This window comes from Ralstonia sp. R-29, from assembly GCF_049913345.1.
GTDB lineage: Bacteria > Pseudomonadota > Gammaproteobacteria > Burkholderiales > Burkholderiaceae > Ralstonia.
Genome location: NZ_CP184378.1, coordinates 1,874,945 through 1,894,654, shown reverse-complemented (window position 1 = coordinate 1,894,654; position 19,710 = coordinate 1,874,945). Strand labels below are relative to the sequence as shown.

Annotated in this window: 7 protein-coding genes; all 7 read left to right on the top strand. The window is 66.6% G+C overall.

The annotated features are described in order from the left end of the window. Positions 1–8 precede the first annotated feature (8 nt). Positions 9–3,575 carry a maltotransferase domain-containing protein gene (locus tag ACN9M1_RS25635; RefSeq protein ID WP_426399672.1) on the top strand — a complete coding sequence of 1,189 codons (3,567 nt, stop codon included), beginning with the start codon at positions 9–11 and terminating at the stop codon, positions 3,573–3,575. After that, on the top strand, positions 3,572–7,066 hold the full coding sequence (treS, locus tag ACN9M1_RS25630) for a maltose alpha-D-glucosyltransferase (RefSeq protein ID WP_426399671.1): 3,495 nt from the start codon (positions 3,572–3,574) through the stop codon (positions 7,064–7,066). The genes ACN9M1_RS25635 and treS overlap by 4 nt, the downstream gene beginning before the upstream one ends. After that, positions 7,063–9,369, top strand: a complete 2,307-nt coding sequence (gene glgB / locus ACN9M1_RS25625) for a 1,4-alpha-glucan branching protein GlgB (RefSeq protein ID WP_426399670.1) — start codon at positions 7,063–7,065, stop codon at positions 9,367–9,369. The genes treS and glgB overlap by 4 nt, the downstream gene beginning before the upstream one ends. 995 nt (positions 9,370–10,364) lie before the next feature. Continuing rightward, complete coding sequence (glgX, locus tag ACN9M1_RS25620) at positions 10,365–12,638, top strand: glycogen debranching protein GlgX (RefSeq protein WP_426399669.1); 2,274 nt, start codon at positions 10,365–10,367, stop codon at positions 12,636–12,638. After that, entirely contained in the window at positions 12,635–14,506 is a 1,872-nt protein-coding gene (treZ, locus tag ACN9M1_RS25615; protein ID WP_426399668.1) for a malto-oligosyltrehalose trehalohydrolase, read from the top strand. Before glgX ends, treZ begins: the two co-directional genes overlap by 4 nt. Positions 14,507–14,518: 12 nt before the next feature. After that, positions 14,519–16,816, top strand: a complete 2,298-nt coding sequence (malQ, locus tag ACN9M1_RS25610; RefSeq protein WP_426399667.1) for a 4-alpha-glucanotransferase — start codon at positions 14,519–14,521, stop codon at positions 16,814–16,816. Then, a complete protein-coding gene (gene treY, locus ACN9M1_RS25605; protein WP_426399666.1) occupies positions 16,813–19,632 on the top strand; it encodes a malto-oligosyltrehalose synthase in 2,820 nt (939 codons plus the stop codon). Before malQ ends, treY begins: the two co-directional genes overlap by 4 nt. Positions 19,633–19,710 lie beyond the last annotated feature (78 nt).

The following is a 19,710-nucleotide window of genomic DNA, read 5'->3' as shown; positions in this document are numbered from 1 at the left end:
TGTCACGCATGCCTTCAACCCAGACACCCAAACCCACCACGCCAAGCAAGACCACCGCCGCGCTCAAGGCGGGCAAACCGCCCGGCAGCGAAGCCAAGGCAGTCGCCAAAGCCGCTTCGCGTCCGGCTACGGCGCCGGTCTACGCGCCCGCCATTTGTTACGTGCATCCGCTCCAACTCGGCCGACTGGACCGCTGGGACAGCGTGCTCGATCGCATTGCCTCCCTCGGCTTTGACCATGTGCTGATGGCGCCGCCGTTTGCGGTGAGTGCAGGTGGCAACGTGTTCGCCACGCGCGACCATGCGCAACTGCATGCCGCGCTGGGCGGCGGAGCGGCGGATGCGGACCTGGCCGCCCTCGCCAGCGCGTGCCGACAGCGCGGCCTCACGCTGCTGCTCGACCTCGTGATCGACCGCGTGGCTGCCGATGCCCCACTGCGCGACGATCACCCCGACTGGTTCACCGCCCGCGCGGAAGACGGCAACGCACTCGACCCACGCCTGCCGCCATCTCATCTGGAAGTGGCCTGCTTCCGCCACCACGACCCACGCTACGCCGACGCCATCCTCGCGTGGTGGACGCAGCAGCTGCGCGCGTGGGCCGCGTTGGGCATCGGCGGTTTCCGCTGCGAAGCACCAGCACGCCTACCTGCGGAGCGCTGGCGTACGCTCATTGCCGACGTGCGCAAGGACACTGCCACACGCTTCCTCGCCTGGACGCCGGGCATGGATGCCGGTGCCGTGGAAGCCCTGGCGGGTGCGGGCTTTGACGCCACGTTCTCGTCATTGCGCTGGTGGGATTTCCGTGCCGGCTGGATGGTGGAGGAACACGCACGCCTGGCCGCCGTCGCGCCACCCATCGCCACGGTAGAAGCGCCCTTCGGCACCCGCTACGGACAAGCGTTTGGCGATGCGATGGTGCGTGAACGCGCCTATCGCCGCCTGCTTCACGTGGCGGACACGCTGGATGCCGGCTGGCTGATGCCGCTGGGCTTCGAGCGCGGCGCCTTGCTGCCGATGCTGGCCGAGCGCGGTGACCCATCCGACCAGCAATGGATCGACGCGCATGCTGCCTTCGACCTGAGCGATGCGGTGCGCGACGTGAACGCCACCATCCGCGCGGCCCGCGAAGCCAACACCATCGCGCCGCATGCCGAACTGCGCATGCTGACCGGCCCCGACGCACCCGCCGCCGCCCTGCTGCGTGCCGATGGCCCCGACCTGCGCGCCAGCGATGCCGCCACGCTGGTCGTCATCAACCCCGATCTGCACATGGGCGTATCGGTGCATACGGATCATTTCCTGCCCGGCGTGGCCGGCGGCTTTACGCGCGGCGTGGCGCTGGACCTGCTGACCGAGCCGGCCGGCAGTTGCGATGACACGCTCCGCCCCACCGCCCGGCCGTTAGCCGAAATTGATCTGCTACCCGGTGACGTACAGGTGTGGCGCGTGTTCCGCAATGCACCGGTGCGTTTTGCCGGCGTAGGACCCACCAAGGGCACACGCACCAAGGCTAGTAGCGCAAAGGAGCCGGTCAACGCTGCCATTGCCTCCCCGCGCATCGGCATCGAGCAGGTACAGCCGTCCGTGGACGATGGCCGCTTTGCCGTGAAACGCCTGGTGGGCGACGACATCGTCGTTGAAGCTGATGTGCTCATGGATGGGCACGATCAGTTGGCCGTGCATCTGTTGTGGCGCGCGCAGGATGAAGACACCTGGCAGCACGTGCCAATGGTGCCGCTGGGCAATGACCGCTGGCGCAGCGCGTTCCGGCCCGAACGGCTCGGGCGGCACCTGTACGCCATCGGTGCCTGGCGCGATGCGTTTGGCACCTACCGTTCGGAGCTGGAGAAGAAACACACCGCCGGTGTCGACGTGACGCTGGAGCTGGAAGAAGGCGCGCGCCTGGTTGCACAGGCCGCCGAGCATGCACCCAAGGACGCGCCCGTCGATGCCCTGCATAAGCTCGCCCATCTGCTTGCCGATGCCGACGACGCCCGCCGCCTGCAGTTGCTGCTGGACCCGGTGACTGCGCACGTGATGGCGCAGGCGTCGCACTATCGGCCGTTCTATGTGGAGAGCGTGTCATACCCGCTGGAGGTCGAACGCGGCGGTGCAGCTTTCGCCAGCTGGTACGAGATCTTTCCGCGCTCGGCTTCAGACGACGAACACCGGCACGGCACCTTCGATGACGTGATCCGCCGGCTGGGCGCCATTCGCGGCATGGGGTTCGACGTGCTGTATTTCCCGCCCATCCACCCCATCGGCCGCACCAACCGCAAGGGCCGTAACAACAGCCTGCAGGCCGGGCCCGATGACCCGGGTAGCCCCTACGCCATTGGCGCTGCAGAGGGCGGGCACGATGCCATCCACCCGCAGCTCGGCACGTTGGACGATTTCCGCCGCCTGCGTGACGCCGCACGCGAGAAGGGCCTGGAGTTGGCGCTCGACTTCGCCATCCAATGCTCACCCGACCACCCCTGGCTGCGCGAGCACCCCGGCTGGTTTGCGTGGCGCCCCGACGGCAGCATCAAATACGCCGAGAACCCGCCCAAGAAGTACGAAGACATCGTCAACGTCGACTTCTATGCGCACGACGCCAAACCCGGTCTGTGGACCGCACTGCGCGATGTGGTGATGTTCTGGGCCGACGAAGGCGTGCGCCTGTTCCGCGTCGACAACCCGCACACCAAGCCGCTGCCGTTCTGGGAATGGATGATCGGCGAGGTACGCGCGCGTTACCCCGATGCGGTGTTCCTGTCCGAAGCCTTTACGCGGCCCAAGGTGATGTACCGGCTGGCGAAGGTCGGGTTCTCGCAGTCGTACACGTACTTCACGTGGCGGCACACCAAGCAGGAATTCATTGATTACCTGAACGAACTCACGCGCACACCGGTGCGGGAATATTTCCGCCCGCATTTCTTCGTCAACACGCCGGACATCAACCCGATATTCCTGCAGACGTCGGGCCGACCAGGGTTTCTGATTCGTGCCGCGCTGGCCGCCACGCTGTCGGGCCTCTGGGGCGTGTACAACGGCTTCGAGCTGTGTGAAGGTGCGCCAGTGCCGGGCAAGGAGGAGTACCTCGATTCCGAGAAGTACCAGCTGCGCGCGTGGGACCACGACCGCCCCGGCAACATCGTCAAAGAGATCGCTCTGCTCAACCGCATCCGCCGCGCCAACCCCGCGCTGCACTCGCACCTGGGCGTGACGTTCCAGCCGGCATCCGGCGAGCACATCCTGTTCTTCAGCAAATCGACGCCGCCCGTGCTGCCCGCGCAGTCAAACAACCCGCCTGCGGAGCTGGCCAATGCGCTTCCCGCAGACCGCTTTGGCGACAACACGCTGTTCGTCGCCATCAACCTCGACCCAAGCCACGCGCACGAATCCGACATCGAGCTACCGCTGTGGCAATGGGGCCTGCCCGACCACGGCGCGCTGATGGCCGAAAACCTCGTCACCAATCAGCGCACGGTATGGCGCGGCAAGTGGCAGCACATCCGCCTGGAGCCCGAGCAGCCGTTTGCCATCTGGCGCGTGCGCCCGGCCCTGCCATCGGAGGAGCAACCGTCATGACGCGCAACCCGACCGCGCTGCTGGTGGACGACCCGCTCTGGTACAAGGACGCCGTCATCTACCAGATCCACGTCAAGTCGTTCTGCGATTCGGACAACGATGGCGTGGGGGATTTCCCCGGCCTGATCTCCAAGCTCGACTACATCGCCGAGCTGGGTGTGGATGTGATCTGGCTGCTGCCGTTCTACCCGTCGCCGCGCCGGGATGACGGCTACGACATCGCCGAATACCGTGGCGTGCACCCCGACTACGGCACCATGGCCGATGCACGCCGCTTCATTGCCGAGGCGCATGCACGCGGCCTGCGGGTGATTACCGAGCTCGTCATCAACCACACGTCGGATCAGCACCCGTGGTTCCAGCGTGCGCGGCGCGCCAAGCCAGGGTCTGCGCTGCGCGACTTCTACGTGTGGTCGGACAACGACAAGAAGTACGCCGGCACGCGCATCATCTTCATCGACAGTGAGCCCTCCAACTGGACGTGGGACCCGGTGGCCAAGGCCTACTACTGGCACCGCTTCTATTCGCACCAACCTGACCTGAACTTCGACAACCCGCGCGTGCTGAAAGCGGTGCTGGGCGTGATGAAATTCTGGCTGAACCTGGGCGTGGACGGCCTGCGGCTGGATGCCGTGCCTTACCTGGTGGAGCGCGAAGGCACCTCCAACGAAAACCTGCCCGAGACACACGCCGTGCTGCGCAAGATCCGCGCGGCCATGGATGCGGAATTCAAGAACCGCCTGCTGCTGGCCGAGGCCAACCAGTGGCCGGAAGACACACAGGAATACTTCGGCGCGGGTGACGAATGCCACATGGCGTTCCACTTTCCGCTGATGCCGCGCATGTACATGGCGATCGCGCGGGAAGACCGCTTCCCGATCACCGACATCATGCGGCAGACACCGGAGGTGCCCAACGCCTGCCAGTGGGCCATCTTCCTGCGCAACCACGACGAGTTGACGCTCGAAATGGTGACCGATGCCGAGCGCGACTACCTGTGGGAGGTCTACGCCAGCGACCGCCGTGCGCGGCTGAACCTCGGCATCCGCCGACGCCTGGCGCCGCTGCTGGAGCGTGACCGCCGCCGCGTCGAACTGATGAATAGCCTGCTGTTCTCCATGCCCGGCACGCCCGTCATGTACTACGGCGACGAGATCGGTATGGGCGACAACATCCACCTGGGCGACCGCGACGGCGTGCGCACACCCATGCAATGGTCGCCCGACCGCAACGGCGGCTTCTCGCGCGCCGACCCCGAACAGCTTGTGCTGCCGGCCATCATGGGCTCGCTGTACGGCTATGAATCGGTGAACGTGGAAGCGCAGAGCCGCGATGCGCATTCGCTGCTGAACTGGACGCGTCGGCTGCTGGCCACGCGCAAGCGGCACCGCGTGTTCGGGCGTGGGTCCATCCAGTTCTTGCAGCCGTCCAATCGCAAGGTGCTGGCGTATGTCCGCGCGCTGGAAGGGGAGGCGCCCATCCTGTGCGTGGCGAATCTGTCGCGTGCGTCGCAGGCGGTGGAGTTGGACCTATCGGCATATGCGCAGCGCGTGCCGGTGGAGCTGATTGGGGGGACGGCGTTTCCGCCCATCGGGCAACTCTCGTATCTGCTCACGCTGCCGCCGTATGCGTTTTACTGGCTGGAGCTGCGCGAGAACGAGCCCGGCCCGAGCTGGGCGCAACCGGCGGCCGAACAGTTGCCCGAGTTCACCACGCTGGTGTTGCGCGCGGGGCTCGATGCCGTGTCCGACACGCGCCAGCGCGAAGCGCACCGCCAGCTGATCGAACGCGAGATCCTGCCGACGTATCTGCCCAAGCGCCGCTGGTTTGCCGCCAAGGACAGCGTGTTGCGCAGCGCGAAGTTCGCCTGGGGGGCGACCGTGCCGGTGGATGCCGCGTCCACCAATCGGCCGCTGGCCGGCGCCACACGGCCCGAAGTGTTCCTCAACGAAGTGGCCGTCACGCTGGGTAACACCGATGGCACCGAGCGCGTCGAGCGCTATCTGCTGCCGCTGTCCATCGCGTGGGAATCGGCCACGCTGCCAGCACTGCCGATTCAGCTCGCACTGGCGCGTGTGCGGCGCGGCCGCCATGTCGGCTACCTGACCGACGCCTTCACCACCGAGACCTTCGCCCGCGCGCTGCTCACCAACCTCGTGCGCGGCACGACGTTGGAAGCGAACGACGGCACTGTGCGTTTCGAACCCGAGCCGAATATCGCCGAGCTGTCCGAACCGGTGGAGAGTGCGGAGGCCGGCAGCGTACGCCCTGCCCCGTTGCCGCTCGCGCCCGACACGCCCATCCAATGGCTGGCGGCCGAGCAATCGAACAGCTCGCTGGTGATTGGCGAATCCGTCATCGTCAAGCTGATCCGCCGCATCGCCACCGGTATCCACCCCGAGGTGGAGATGACGCGCCACCTCACGCGCGTGGGCTATGCCAACACCGCCGCGCTGGTTGGCGAGGTCTCGCACCACAGCGCGGACGGCGAACGCGCCACGCTGGCCGTCATGCAGAGCTTCGTACCCAACCAGGGCGATGCGTGGACGTGGGCACTGGACTACCTGCGCCGCACCATCGACGAACTGGCCGTGCTGATGGAAGGCGTGACCGCAGGTGATGGGGAGTCTTCCCCGGCGGCGGTGACGGAAGCGCGCGTGGACACCGACGAGGCGCTGGCCGGTTACGTCGGCTTTATCGGCACGATCGGCACGCGCCTGGGCGAACTGCACGCCGCCCTGGCTGCGCCCACTGAAGACCCAAGCTTTGGCGCGCGCATTGCCGACGCGGAGGACGTTGCGTACTGGACGGCCCGCGTAAGCGAACAGCTCACACGCGCGCTCGACAACCTGACGGCATGGCAGCGGCAGAACGACCCTCACCCCGATGTGCAGTGGCTGGTGTCGCAGCGCCAAGCGCTGCTCGACGCCGCGCGCACGCATGCCGAAGACGGCCTGGGCGCCACGCTCTCGCGCATCCATGGCGACTTCCACCTCGGCCAGGTGCTGGTGGCGCAGGGCGATGCCTTCCTCATCGACTTTGAAGGCGAGCCCTCGCGCCCGGTGGAGGAACGCCGGCGCAAAACGAGCCCGCTGCGCGACGTGGCCGGGCTGATGCGCTCGCTCGACTACGTGGTGGGTGCCATGCGGCAGGGCCCCGAACACGTGGCCGGCCCCGCGCAGGAACGCCGCAACCAACTGCTTGAACTGTTCCGCTCAGCCTCGACCGAACGCTTCCTGGAAGCGTATGCCGCCGCTGTGGGCAAACCCGGTGGGCCCGATCTGAATGCGCTCGACCAACCGGTGGTCGACCTGCACCTACTCGATCTCTTCCTGCTGGAAAAAGCCGCGTACGAGGTCAACTACGAATGTGCCAACCGGCCCGCATGGCTGCCGATTCCGCTGGCGGGCTTCACGCGCGTGGCACGCCGTCTGCTGCATGCGGAAGCACCACTGCCCGCCGCGGAAGACTCGACCGGAGGCCCACCGTGACCGCGCTCGACTTTGCCACCCGCCCCAAAACGACCACCGCCCCAGAACCGCCGATGGTGCTGCCGCCCAGCGTCGATCAGATGCAGGTCGATGCGCTCACGCACGGCCGGCTGGGTGACCCGTTTGCCGTACTGGGGCCGCATCGCGTGGACACCAACGACGGACCGCGCTGGATGGTGCGCGCCTTTTATCCCGGCGCGCGTCGCGTACAGGCCATCGATGCACGCGGCCAGATCATCACCGAGATGACGCCCGTGGGCCGGACCGGACTGTTCCACGGCCCCCTGCGCGCCGATGCGCAAGAAATCTACGGACACCCGGAGAGCTACCGCCTGCGCATCATCTGGCCCGCCGGCACCGGGCACGAAGCCGTGCAGGAAACCGAAGACCCGTATGCCTTCGGCCTGCTGCTGGGCGATCTGGACTTGCACCTGCTTAACGAAGGCACGCACTGGACGCTGGCCGGCTGCCTGGGCGCACAAGCCATGAAGATGGATGGCATGAGCGGCGTGCGCTTTGCGGTGTGGGCCCCGAATGCGCAGCGCGTGTCCGTGGTGGGCGACTTCAACCAATGGGACGGCCGCCGCCACCCGATGCGCCTGCGCCATCAGGCCGGCGTGTGGGAACTGTTCCTGCCCAGCGGCCTGGGCGTGGGCCCCGGCACACGCTACAAGTTCGAGCTGATCGGCGCGGATGGTCGCCTGGTGGTCAAGGCCGACCCTACCGCGCGCCAGACCGAGCCACCGCCGGCCACCGCGTCCGTCATCGCCGACCCGGCGCCCTTGCGTTGGGGCGACGACGCCTGGATGCAGAGCCGCGTCGCACGCCAGAAGCCCGACGCCCCCATCAGCATCTACGAGGTCCACGCCGGCTCGTGGCTGCGCGACCTGGAAGACGGCGGCCGCAACCTGCAATGGGATGAGCTGGCCGATCGGCTGATCCCCTACGTCACCGCGCTGGGCTTTACGCATATCGAGCTGCTGCCCGTGGCCGAGCACCCGTTTGGCGGCAGCTGGGGGTATCAGCCGCTTGGGCTGTTTGCACCCTCCGCGCGATTCGGCTCACCGGAAGCGTTCGCACGTTTTGTCGATCGCTGCCATCAGGCCAACCTGGGCGTCATCGTCGACTGGGTCCCCGCGCATTTCCCGACCGACGCGCACGGCCTTGCGCAATTCGATGGCACATCGCTGTACGAACATCAGGACCCGCGCGAAGGCTTCCATCAGGACTGGAACACGCTCATCTACAACTTCGGCCGCAACGAAGTGCGCGGCTTCCTGATCGCCAGCGCGCTGGAATGGCTGGAGCGCTTTCACATTGACGGCCTGCGCGTGGACGCCGTGGCCTCGATGCTCTACCGCGACTACTCCCGCCGCGCGGGCGAATGGGTGCCCAACCAATACGGCGGCCGCGAAAACCTCGAAGCCGTCGCCTTTCTGCAGCAGATGAACACGGTGGTGCACGAGCGGTGCCCAGGCGCCATCACCATCGCCGAGGAATCCACCGCGTGGCCGGGCGTGACCGCCCCCGTGGAGTTCAACGGCCTGGGGTTCGACTACAAGTGGAACATGGGCTGGATGCACGACACGCTGCACTACATGCAGCGCGACCCGGTGTACCGCCAGCACCATCACGACGGCATGACGTTCGGGCTGGTGTATGCGTTCTCCGAGCACTTCATCCTGCCGATCTCGCATGACGAGGTGGTACACGGCAAGGGCTCGCTACTCGGCAAGATGCCCGGCGACGAATGGCAGCGGCTGGCCAATCTGCGCGCCTATCTGGCGTTCATGTGGACGCACCCCGGCAAGAAGCTGCTCTTCATGGGATGCGAGTTTGGGCAGGTGGGGGAATGGAACCACGATGCCTCACCCGAGTGGCATCTGCTGGATGACCCGCGGCACCGGGGCGTGCAGCGGCTGGTGCATGACCTCAATGCGCTGTACCGGAGCGAGCCTTCATTGCATGCGCGGGATTGCGCGCCCGAAGGGTTCAACTGGGTGATTGGGGATGACCGGGCGAATAGCGTGTTCGCGTTCCTGCGGTTGGATGGTGAGGGGCGGCCAATGCTGGTGGTGGCGAACATGACGCCGGTGCCGCGGGAAGGGTATCGCATTGGTGTGCCGCCGGCGGATGGGGCGGTGCAGTGGCGTGAGGTGTTGAATACGGATGCCGCCGTGTATGGCGGTAGTGATCTGGGGAATGGTGGAGCGGTGGATGTGGATCATGTGGCTGCGCATGGGCAGGGGCAGTCGTTGGTGTTGCGGTTGCCACCGCTTGGGGTTGTGGTTTTTAAGGTTTGAGTTTTTTGGTTTTGGTTTTTTGTTGGTGGTGCATCCCTTGTTTCACCCCCTGCCGGGGGCGACTCACTTTCTTTGTCTTGCCAAAGAAAGTAAGCAAAGAAAGGCGCGCCCGAGATGGCGAAAGACTCCTTGAATTTATGTCGCAGGGAGGGGAAGGGAAAAACTCGCTTCGCTCAGACAGTTTCCCTTCCTTTTTCCTCCCTGCAACAGAAATTCAAGGCGCCATCTAGGGCAAGGAACGGCCCCACCGTCGTGGGATCAATGTTGGCGCCGTGGTGCGGAGGTTAGGACGTCGGAGGTCTCGGTTTTGGGGGCGCGGGTCGGGCTTGGAGCCTCGTGTTTGGCGCGCTGTTTGCCGGGCTCCGTCGTATTTGCCTCGTGTTCGGTGGGCTGATCTTCGCAGTCGGCACGTTGAGCTCGGCATCGGCGAGCTTTGAGAGTCGCCTGTGGAGCAAATCGCTCCGCGCGCCGTGCTTGGGGCTCCGAAGCCGGAGCTTTTTTCTCCAAGCTCGGGGCTCAGAGCTCCGACCCATCGGACCTTTTTGCTCGGGCGTCGGAGCAATTGGCTCAGAAGTCGAGCCCCTGTGCCCCACGCTTGAGTGTTGGAGCCCCGAGCTCGGCACTTTTTGCTTCGGCATCGGAGCTTTGGGCTTCGACAGCGGAGTTCAGAACACCGGCATCGGGCTTTGAACCGTGGAAAGGGGCAAGAAACGCAGCGCCACGGGCGGTTCACAGATGGTGTGGCCGTACCCTGCCCTAGATGGCGCCATGAATTTGTGTAAGCGGGCGGAAAAAAGGCCGGGAACTGTTTGAGCGAAGCGAGTTTTCCCGGCCTCCGCCCGGTTACACAAATTCAAGGAGTCTTTCGCCATCTCGGGCGCGCCTTTCTTTGCTTACTTTCTTTGGCAAGACAAAGAAAGTGAGTCGCCCCCGGCAGGGGGTGAAACGGAGATGGACCACCAAGGCCAAGAAAACATCGCAAGCACCAACCACGAATGCTCCGTCTCCCAAGCTCCCTCTCCCCCGGCAAACCCTTCCCGTTAGGCGCCCAATGGGACGGCCTAGGCATCAACTTCGCTGTCTTCTCCGCCAACGCCAGCAAGATCGAACTCTGCATCTTCGACCCCACCGGCCGCAAAGAGCTGACCCGCTTCCCCCTGCCCGAATGCACCGACGAGATCTGGCACGGCTACCTCCCCGGCGTGGAAGCCGGCCTCGTCTACGGCTACCGCGCCTACGGCCCGTGGGAACCACAGCATGGCCACCGCTTCAACCCGCACAAACTGCTACTCGACCCCTACGCCCGCCGGCTGGTCAGCGCATTACGCTGGTCCGATGCGCTCTTCGGTTATCGACTGAACTCCAACCGCGGCGATCTTTCGCTCGACCGCCGCGACAGCGCCCCCGCCATGCCAAAGGGCATCGTCACCGACGAGTCCTTCAACTGGGGCAACGACGTGCGCCCCAACACCCCGTGGTCCCGCACGGTCATCTACGAGGCACACGTGCGCGGCGTGTCGATGCTGCGCGAGGATCTGCTGCCGCCCGAACGCGGCACCTTCAGCGCGCTAGGCGATCCGGTGTTCATCGACCATCTGCACAAGCTGGGCGTGACGGCGATTGAGCTGCTGCCCGTGCAGGCTTTTTTGCAGGACCAGTTTCTGGTCGAGCGCGGCCTGCGCAACTACTGGGGCTACAACACGCTGTGTTTCTTTGCGCCGGAGCCGACGTATCTGTCCGGCCCGTCGGTACACGAGCTGAAGGTGGCGATCCGGCGGTTGCACGCGGCAGGCATCGAGGTGCTGCTCGACGTGGTCTACAACCACACCTGCGAGGGCAGCGAACTGGGGCCAACGCTGTCGTTCCGGGGCCTGGACAACGCCAGCTACTACCGCCTGGTGCCCGGCCAGGAGCGCTATTACATCAACGACACGGGCTGTGGCAACACGCTCAACCTGTCGCACCCGCGCGTGCTGCAGATGGTGATGGATTCGCTGCGCTACTGGGTCAACGCATTCCATGTGGATGGCTTCCGCTTTGACCTGGGTGTGACGCTCGGGCGCGAGGGCGGCGGCTTCGACCCAGGCTCGGGCTTCTTCGATGCCGTGCGGCAGGACCCGGTGCTCTCCACCGTCAAGCTCATTGCAGAGCCGTGGGACGTGGGCCCCGACGGCTATCAGGTGGGCAACCACCCACCGGGTTTTGCGGAATGGAACGACCGCTTTCGCGATGGCATCCGCCGCTTCTGGCGGGGAGATTCCGGCCAGCGGCCCGACCTGGCGGCGCGCCTGACTGGTAGCGGGGACCTCTTCGACCGCAGGCGCCGGCGGCCGTGGGCCTCCATCAACTACGTGGCCTCGCACGATGGCTTCACGCTGCGTGATCTCGCCACCTACGCCGAGAAGCACAACGAGGCCAATGGCGAAGACAACCGCGATGGCCACAACGACAACTGCAGCGCCAACTGGGGCATCGAAGGCCCGACCGACGACCGCACCATCCAGGCCACGCGCGAGCGCGTGATGCGCGCGTTGCTGGCGACGGTGTTTTTCTCCAACGGCACGCCAATGCTGCTGGCGGGTGACGAGTTCGGCCGCTCGCAAGACGGCAACAACAACGCGTACTGCCAGGACAACGCCATGTCCTGGCTCGACTGGTCGTTGCTGCAAACGGGCCCGGGGCAGGCCCTCATGCACTTCACCGCGCGGCTCATCGCCCTGCGCCGCGCCAGCCCCGCGCTGCGCTGGCCGAACTACGTGCACGGCAATGTCGACATCCTGCCCGGCGTGCCCGACATCGCATGGTTTGACGAGCGTGGCCAGGTGCTGTCGCCCGAGGCGTGGAACGACAGCGAGGCCCGAGCTCTCGCGCTGCGCCGTGCGTGCATCGAGACCATCGACGGAGAGGCCCGGCCGCACGTGGCACTGCTGCTCATCAATGGCGCGGCAGCCGACCTGACCTTCACGCTGCCGGAGCCCGCCATGGATTGGCTGCTCGCCATCGACAGCGCTGCGCCTGAGCAGGATGCCCGCCCGCACACCGGCAGCACGCTACGCGTGGCGGGCCGCAGCGTGGTGCTGATGTTGGCCACGCAGCTCGCCAGCATTGCGCGCATTGCCGGCCACCCCGATGCGGACGTCACCGGCGAGACGGTCGACCCCGCACAGGACACGCAACGCGATGCGCAGCAAGACACCCGCATGCAGCCCACCGCCCCCAGTCAATCCGAGCCCACCGCCGGCAACGAAGAGGGAGACCGCACACCATGACCGAATCCGCTGCCCGGTTTGCGCACGACATGCCGTTTGGCGCCACCGTCCTGCCCGATGGCTCCACGCGCTTTCGCCTGTGGGCACCGGACGCGACCGATGCATGGGTGGATATCGATAGCGGTACCGGTAATGGCGGCAGTAACGGCAGCAGCGCCATCCGCATGGAAGCCGAGCCCGGCGGTTGGTATGCCGTCGTTGCGCCCGTCGGTGCCGGCGCGAGCTACCGATACCGCGTCACTCATCGGGATGGCATCACGTTGACCGTGCCCGACCCTGCCGCGCGCGCGCAGTGGCAAGACGTGGCAGGCCCGAGCCTCGTTGTCGATCCGCAGCAGTACCGCTGGCAGCATGCGGACTGGCGCGGCCGCCCGTGGCACGAAACGGTGCTGTACGAACTGCACGTCGGCACCCTTGGCGGCTTCCGTGGGGTACGTGCGCGCTTGCACGAACTGGCACGGCTTGGCATCACGGCCATCGAACTCATGCCGGTGGGAGAGTTTCCCGGCGCCCGCAACTGGGGCTATGACGGTGTATTGCCGTTCGCGCCCGATGCCAGCTACGGCACGCCGGATGAGCTCAAGGCATTGATCGACGCGGCGCACGGCCTGGGCATCATGGTGTTCCTCGACGTGGTCTACAACCACTTCGGTCCCGACGGCAACTACCTGCACCACTATGCGCGCGGCTTCTTCCGCGATGACGTACACACGCCCTGGGGCGCGGCCATCGACTTTCGCGTGCCCGAGGTGCGCGAGTTCTTCATCCAGAACGCGCTGATGTGGCTGATGGAATATCGCGTGGATGGCCTGCGGCTCGACGCCGTGCATGCCATCACCGAGCGCGACTGGCTGGGCGAATTGGAGGGGCGCGTGCGGCTCTCCGTAGAGCCCGACCGGCATGTGCACCTCGTGCTGGAGAACGAACACAACGCGGCATCGCTGCTGCATGGGGGTGTCACAGCAGCCAACACTCACGGCGACTTCAACGCGCAATGGAGCGACGACGGCCACAACGCACTGCACGTGCTGTTGACCGGCGAACGCGAGGCCTATTACGCCGCCTATGCCGACGCACCCGCGCAGCGCCTGGCGCGCGTGCTGCAGGAAGGCTTTTGCTACCAGGGCGAGCCTTCGCCCATCCATGACAACGCACCGCGCGGCGAACCGAGCACGCACCTGCCACCCACCGCCTTCGTGCTCTTTCTGCAGAACCACGATCAGATCGGCAACCGCGCCTTTGGCGATCGCCTGACACGCCTGGCCCACCCCGATGCACTGCACGCCGCGCAAACCCTGTTGCTGCTGTGTCCGCAGATTCCGATGCTGTTCATGGGCGAGGAATGGGGCAGCGTGTGCCCGTTCTTGTACTTCACCAGCCACCACGGTGCCCTGGCTGATGCCGTGCGCGAAGGGCGGCGGCGCGAGTTTGCGAAGTTCGCAGCGTTTACCGACCCGCAGCAGCGCGAGCACATTCCCGACCCGAACGACGAGCGCACCTACCTCGCCTCGTGCCCTGGCGAAGCAGGGTCGTCCAACCCTGAGCACATCGCGTGGCTCAACCGCACGCATCGGCTGCTGGCGCTGCGTCATGCGGAGATCATCCCGCGCCTGCCCGGCGCACGCGCGCTCGATGCCGTGCCGCTCGGCACCACCGGCGTGCTGGCCCGCTGGCGCCTGGGCGATGGCAGCGTGCTCACCATCGCGCTCAACCTGGGTGCGCAACCCGTGGCCGTGCCGACCGCGTTGGCCGGTAGCCCAACGGACCTGCTGCAGGAATCGCGCGAGGGCGCGGCAGCGGCACTTGTCACACACCAGCTGCCGGAGCGCGCGTGCGTCGCCCTGCTGCACGTACCAATGCTGGCTTGATCTGCCCACGCCATGAACGCTCCCGTCACACCACACACAGCACTCCAGCAACTGGCAACGGAAGCCGGTTTGCTGGTCGATTGGGAAGACGCCGCCAGCCGGCCCATGCGCGTGTCAGACGATGTCCTGCGCGCGGTGCTCGGCACGCTCGGCCTGCCGGCCGGCACCGCGGCTGACGTGTCGGACAGCCAGGCACGTCTGCGGGCGGAAGCCGAACACATCGCCATCCCGCCGCTGGTTACGGGCGTGGTCGGCGAGCCGATCGAACTGACGACGGCGGCGCCGCAGGCTGCGTTGCTCGGCGGCCAACCGTATCGGATCGAGTTCGAACAGGAAGGCCATGCCAGCGGCGAGGTCGGCGTCCGTGCGAGCGCACATCACGCTACGCTGCGCCTCGCGCCCGTACAGGTGCCGGGCTACCACCGCCTGCGCATTGACGCCGGTGCAGGCGCTGCGATTGAAAGCACGCTCGCCATCGCGCCGGCGCGCTGCTATGGCGTGGCCGACGCGCTGCGTGCCCATGATCGCCCCGCAGACAATTGCCCCGAAATGCGCCCGTGGGGCAGCGTTGCGCAACTCTACGGCCTGCGATGCAGACCCGACCACGCCGCCGTCTGTGCAGGCCTGGGCGATTACACGGCCGCTGGCGTACTGGCACGCCAACTGGCACAGCATGGTGCGGATGCGCTGGCACTGAGCCCGGTGCATGCGATGTTCTCCGCCGATGCGCAGCGCTATTCACCGTACTCGCCGTCGAGCCGCTTGTTCTTGAACGCGTGGATGATCGACCCGGCCGCGCTGTTTGGCGACGAGGCGGTGCGCCGGGCGGTGGTCGACTGCAACCTCGTCGATGACTACGCCCGTCTGGAAGCGGCTCCGCTGATCGACTGGCCGGCCAGCGGCCATGCGCGCATGACGGTGTTGCGCGCCCTGCACCGTCGGCTACAGCAAGCGCCTCTGAACGACAGCACCGCACAAGCCTTGCTCAGCGACTACCGCGCGCATTGCACCGCTGCCGGTGCGAGCCTGCTCCACCATGCACGGTTCGAAGCGCTCAGCGCACAGCTGGGCTCGGCGTATTGGAGGCAGTGGCCCGCGCAGTACCAAGACCCCAGCTACCTGGCCGTGCAGTCTTTCGCGCGCGAGCAGGAAAGCGAGGTGGATTTCCACCTTTTCCTGCAATGGGCCGCCGCCCGCCAACTGGCCGCCGCACAGCGCAGCGCACAAGACGCCGGCATGGCCATCGGCCTCATCGCTGATCTGGCAGTGGGCACCGACAGCGCTGGCAGCCATGCCTGGACCCATCAGCAAGACGTGCTGATCGGCGTAACCGTGGGTGCCCCGCCCGACATGTTCAACGCACAGGGCCAAGGCTGGGGCCTGACCACCTTCAGCCCGCGCGCCATGCGCACGCACGGCTTTGCCGCCTTCATCGAAATGCTGCGCGCGGTGATGGCTGTGCCGGGCGGCGTGCGCATCGACCACGTGCTCGGGCTGATGCGGCTGTGGGTGATTCCCGATGGCGCACGGCCGCTCGATGGCGTGTATCTGCGCTATCCGATGCAAGACCTGCTGCGGCTCGTGGCGCTGGAGTCGTGGCGCAACCGCTGCATCGTCATCGGCGAAGACTTGGGCACCGTGCCGGCGGGCCTGCGCGACAAGCTTGCCGACGACGGCCTGCTCGGCATGCGCATCCTCTGGTTTGAGCGCGATTACACGCACGACGATGCTCCGTTCAAGGCACCGCACACGTGGGCGCCCGCTTCCGTGGCGATGACCAGCACGCACGATCTGCCCACACTCATCGGCTGGTGGCTCGGCAACGACTTGCGTTGGCAAGCACAGCTCGGCCTGCTGCCCGCCGGCATGAGCGAAAGCGAAGCGCACGCGCGACGCATGGCCGATCGCATCGCCCTGGTGGAAGCCTTTGCCGAGCACAACCGCCGCGTACTCGCCGAAGGGGGTGTGCCGTTGATCGGCGTGGCGCCCTTGCAAGCCACGTTGGAGCAGGCACACGCGGCCACGACGCCGGAGCTGGTCACCGCTCTGCTGCAGGCCAGCGCAGAGGACTTCGCCACCGCTGCCGCCATCTTCACCGGTGCGGCGCCCACACCGTTGGCGCTCATCCCGCTGGAAGACCTGCTGGGCCTCGTGGAGCAGCCCAACCTGCCCAGCACGATCGACACGCACCCGAACTGGCGCCGCCGCCTGCCCGGCGCCATCGATGCGTTGCTCGAGGCGCCCGCGGTACAGGCGCGCCTCGCTGCCCTGGCCAGCACACGCAGCAGAACACGCAACAGCGCGCCATGAACACGCCAACGCCTGCCTCGCTCATGCCACGCGCTACGGTGCGGTTGCAACTGCACGCCGGCTTCACATTCGACCATGCGCATGCGTTGCTCGACGACTTTGCGGCGCTCGGCATTTCGCACCTCTACACATCGCCCATCACCACGGCGCAGCCCGGATCGATGCACGGCTACGACGTGGTCGACCCCACGCGGGTGAACCCCGAACTGGGTGGCGAAGCCGCACTCGAACTGCTGGTCGAGGCGCTGCACACACGCGGCATGGGCCTGATCGTCGATATCGTGCCGAACCACATGGGCGTGGGCGGCGCGCACAACGCGTGGTGGCTCGACGTGTTGGAAGCCGGCCCCGACAGTGCCTATGCGGGCTTCTTCGATATCGACTGGCAACCCGCCAACCCTGCGTTGCGCAACAAGGTGCTCGCGCCGTTTCTGGGCGAGCCCTATGCCGAAGCGCTCGCCGGTGGGCGGCTCACGCTGGAATACGACACCACCGCCGCGCGGATGGCCGTTGCGTATTACGACCACCGCTTCCCCATCGCCCTCGCGGACTATGCGGCACTGCTGCGCACCGCCGATGCAGACACCGCCATGCAAGCCGTGGCCGATGGTTTTGCCGCAACCGGCACCACGCGCTCGCTGCGTACGCGCCGGGAGCGCGCCGAAGCCGCACGCGCCGCGCTCCGCCACGTTGCCGCGACAGACGCTGGCGCTGCGCATATCGCCAACGTGGTGCGCACGCTCAACGCACAGCCCGATCGCCTCGATGCCCTGATGGCGCGCCAGCACTGGCGCCTGGCGCACTGGCACACCGCCAACGACGAGATCAACTGGCGCCGCTTCTTCGACATCAGTTCGCTGGCCGGCTTGCGCATGGAACGCGCGGAAGTGTTTGAAGCCACCCATGCGCTGCTGTTCCGGCTATACCGCCAGGGCTGGATCGACGGCGTACGCATCGACCATGTGGATGGCCTGGCCGACCCGCCCGCGTATTGCCGCCAACTGCGCCGGCGCTTGCAAGCCGAACATGCCGAACGCCCCGCCGACCGCCGCAGTGGCCGCCCGTGGATCGTCGTCGAAAAGATCCTGGCCCACGATGAAGCCATGCGCACCGACTGGGCGATCGACGGCACCAGCGGCTACGACTTCATGAACCAGGTCGACGCGCTGCTGCATGACGCCCATGGCGAGGACGCGCTCACGCAAGGCTGGCTGGCGTGGATTGGCGCGCCTGCGGCACAGGCGGCCTTCTCCGCCACGGCGCTATCGGCACGCCGCCAGATTCTGCATGAGCACTTTGCAGCCGAACTCGATGCAGCCACCACGGCGCTGCATGCCGTCGCGCAACAGGCGCAAGACAGTCATGACGTGACATGGCACGCCATCCGCCGCGCCCTGGCGGAGATGGTGGTGCACTTGCCCGTGTATCGCACCTATGCCAATGCCAATGGCCGGGATGCCCAAGACACGGCGATCTTGCGAGCCGCCTTGCGAGGCGCAACGCCCTACCTGCGCCGTGTCGATCAACCGGTATTGCTGTGGCTCGATGCATGGCTGGGCGGCGACCCTGACGACAGCAATCGCGGCGGCAACGACAGGCTGCACCAGCTGGCGTTGCGGCGGTGCCAGCAGTTGTCGTCGCCGGTGGCGGCCAAGGCGGTGGAAGACACGGCCTGCTACCGCTACGGGCGGCTGCTGTCGCGCAACGAGGTCGGTGCGGACCCCGGGGTGTTTTCCATCAGCCCGCGCGCTTTCCACCACGCCATGCAGGCGCGCGCCCACACCTGGCCCCACGCGATGCTCACTACCGCCACGCACGACCACAAGCGCGGCGAAGACGTGCGCGCGCGCTTGGCGGTGCTCTCGGAGCGCCCCGCGCAATGGCTGGCGGCGGCCAATCAATGGCGCTCGGAACACGCGGCGTGGGTACGCGATCTGCCGAGCGGCCCCACCCCATCGCCTGCTGCACAGTGGATGCTGTACCAAACGCTCGTCGGCATCTGGCCTGCCGCGCTCGATTGGCAAGACACCGATGCCGTGCGTGTGCTGGCGGAGCGTGTGGCGCAATGGCAGGAAAAAGGCCAGCGCGAAGCCAAGCTGCGCACCGACTGGTTTGCGCCCGACGTCGACTACGAAGCCGCTTGCCGCGATTTCGTCTTCACGCTGCTCACCGGGGATGCCGCGCCGACGTTCTTGCCATCACTATCGGCATTCGTGCACAGCGTGGCGCCGGCTGCCGCCGTCAATGGCCTTGCGCAAACGCTGCTGCGCGTGACAGCGCCCGGCGTGCCCGATCTCTACCAAGGCACCGATTTCTGGGACACGAGCCTCGTCGACCCCGACAACCGTCGGCCGGTCGACTACGCCGCGCGGCACCGCGCCCTGCGAGCGCTGCACGCGCACGCCGACCATAGCCTCGCCTCGTTGCTCGCGCATTGGAGCGATGGCCGCATCAAGCAGGCCGTTCTGGCGCGCGCACTGGCCGTGCGCGCCGCGCTGCCGGCGGTGTTCGCATCCGGCGATTACCAACCGCTGGCCATCACCGGCAGCGGTGCGGAACACGTGCTGGCGTTCGCGCGCGTACTCGACGAACAGGCCGTCGTCGTGATCGTGCCCTTGCATGTTTCCACGCTGCTGGGCCACGCGACCACGCCCATCTTCCCTGCAGGCGCCTGGCGCGACACCACGGTCTGCCTGCCGCCCGCCTTGGCGCACGCCACTCTGCACAGCACGTTCGACGGTCAGACGCTGCAGTCGCCACGCCTGGCGCTCGGCCAAGTGTTGGCGCATCTGCCGGTCGCCCTCCTGCACATCTGAAAACGCCGCACGGGTTAACACCGACTGCATCGCCGGAGGTACCGCCCTAGAATTCCTCTATTCATATAGATGACTAGA

What these genes read in the sequence shown, in the direction of transcription:
- ACN9M1_RS25635 (WP_426399672.1), top strand. Translation starts at nt 9, where the DNA reads ATGCCTTCAACCCAGACACCCAAACCCACCACGCCAAGCAAGACCACC.
- treS (WP_426399671.1), top strand. Translation starts at nt 3,572, where the DNA reads ATGACGCGCAACCCGACCGCGCTGCTGGTGGACGACCCGCTCTGGTAC.
- glgX (WP_426399669.1), top strand. Translation starts at nt 10,365, where the DNA reads ATGCTCCGTCTCCCAAGCTCCCTCTCCCCCGGCAAACCCTTCCCGTTA.
- treZ (WP_426399668.1), top strand. Translation starts at nt 12,635, where the DNA reads ATGACCGAATCCGCTGCCCGGTTTGCGCACGACATGCCGTTTGGCGCC.
- malQ (WP_426399667.1), top strand. Translation starts at nt 14,519, where the DNA reads ATGAACGCTCCCGTCACACCACACACAGCACTCCAGCAACTGGCAACG.
- treY (WP_426399666.1), top strand. Translation starts at nt 16,813, where the DNA reads ATGAACACGCCAACGCCTGCCTCGCTCATGCCACGCGCTACGGTGCGG.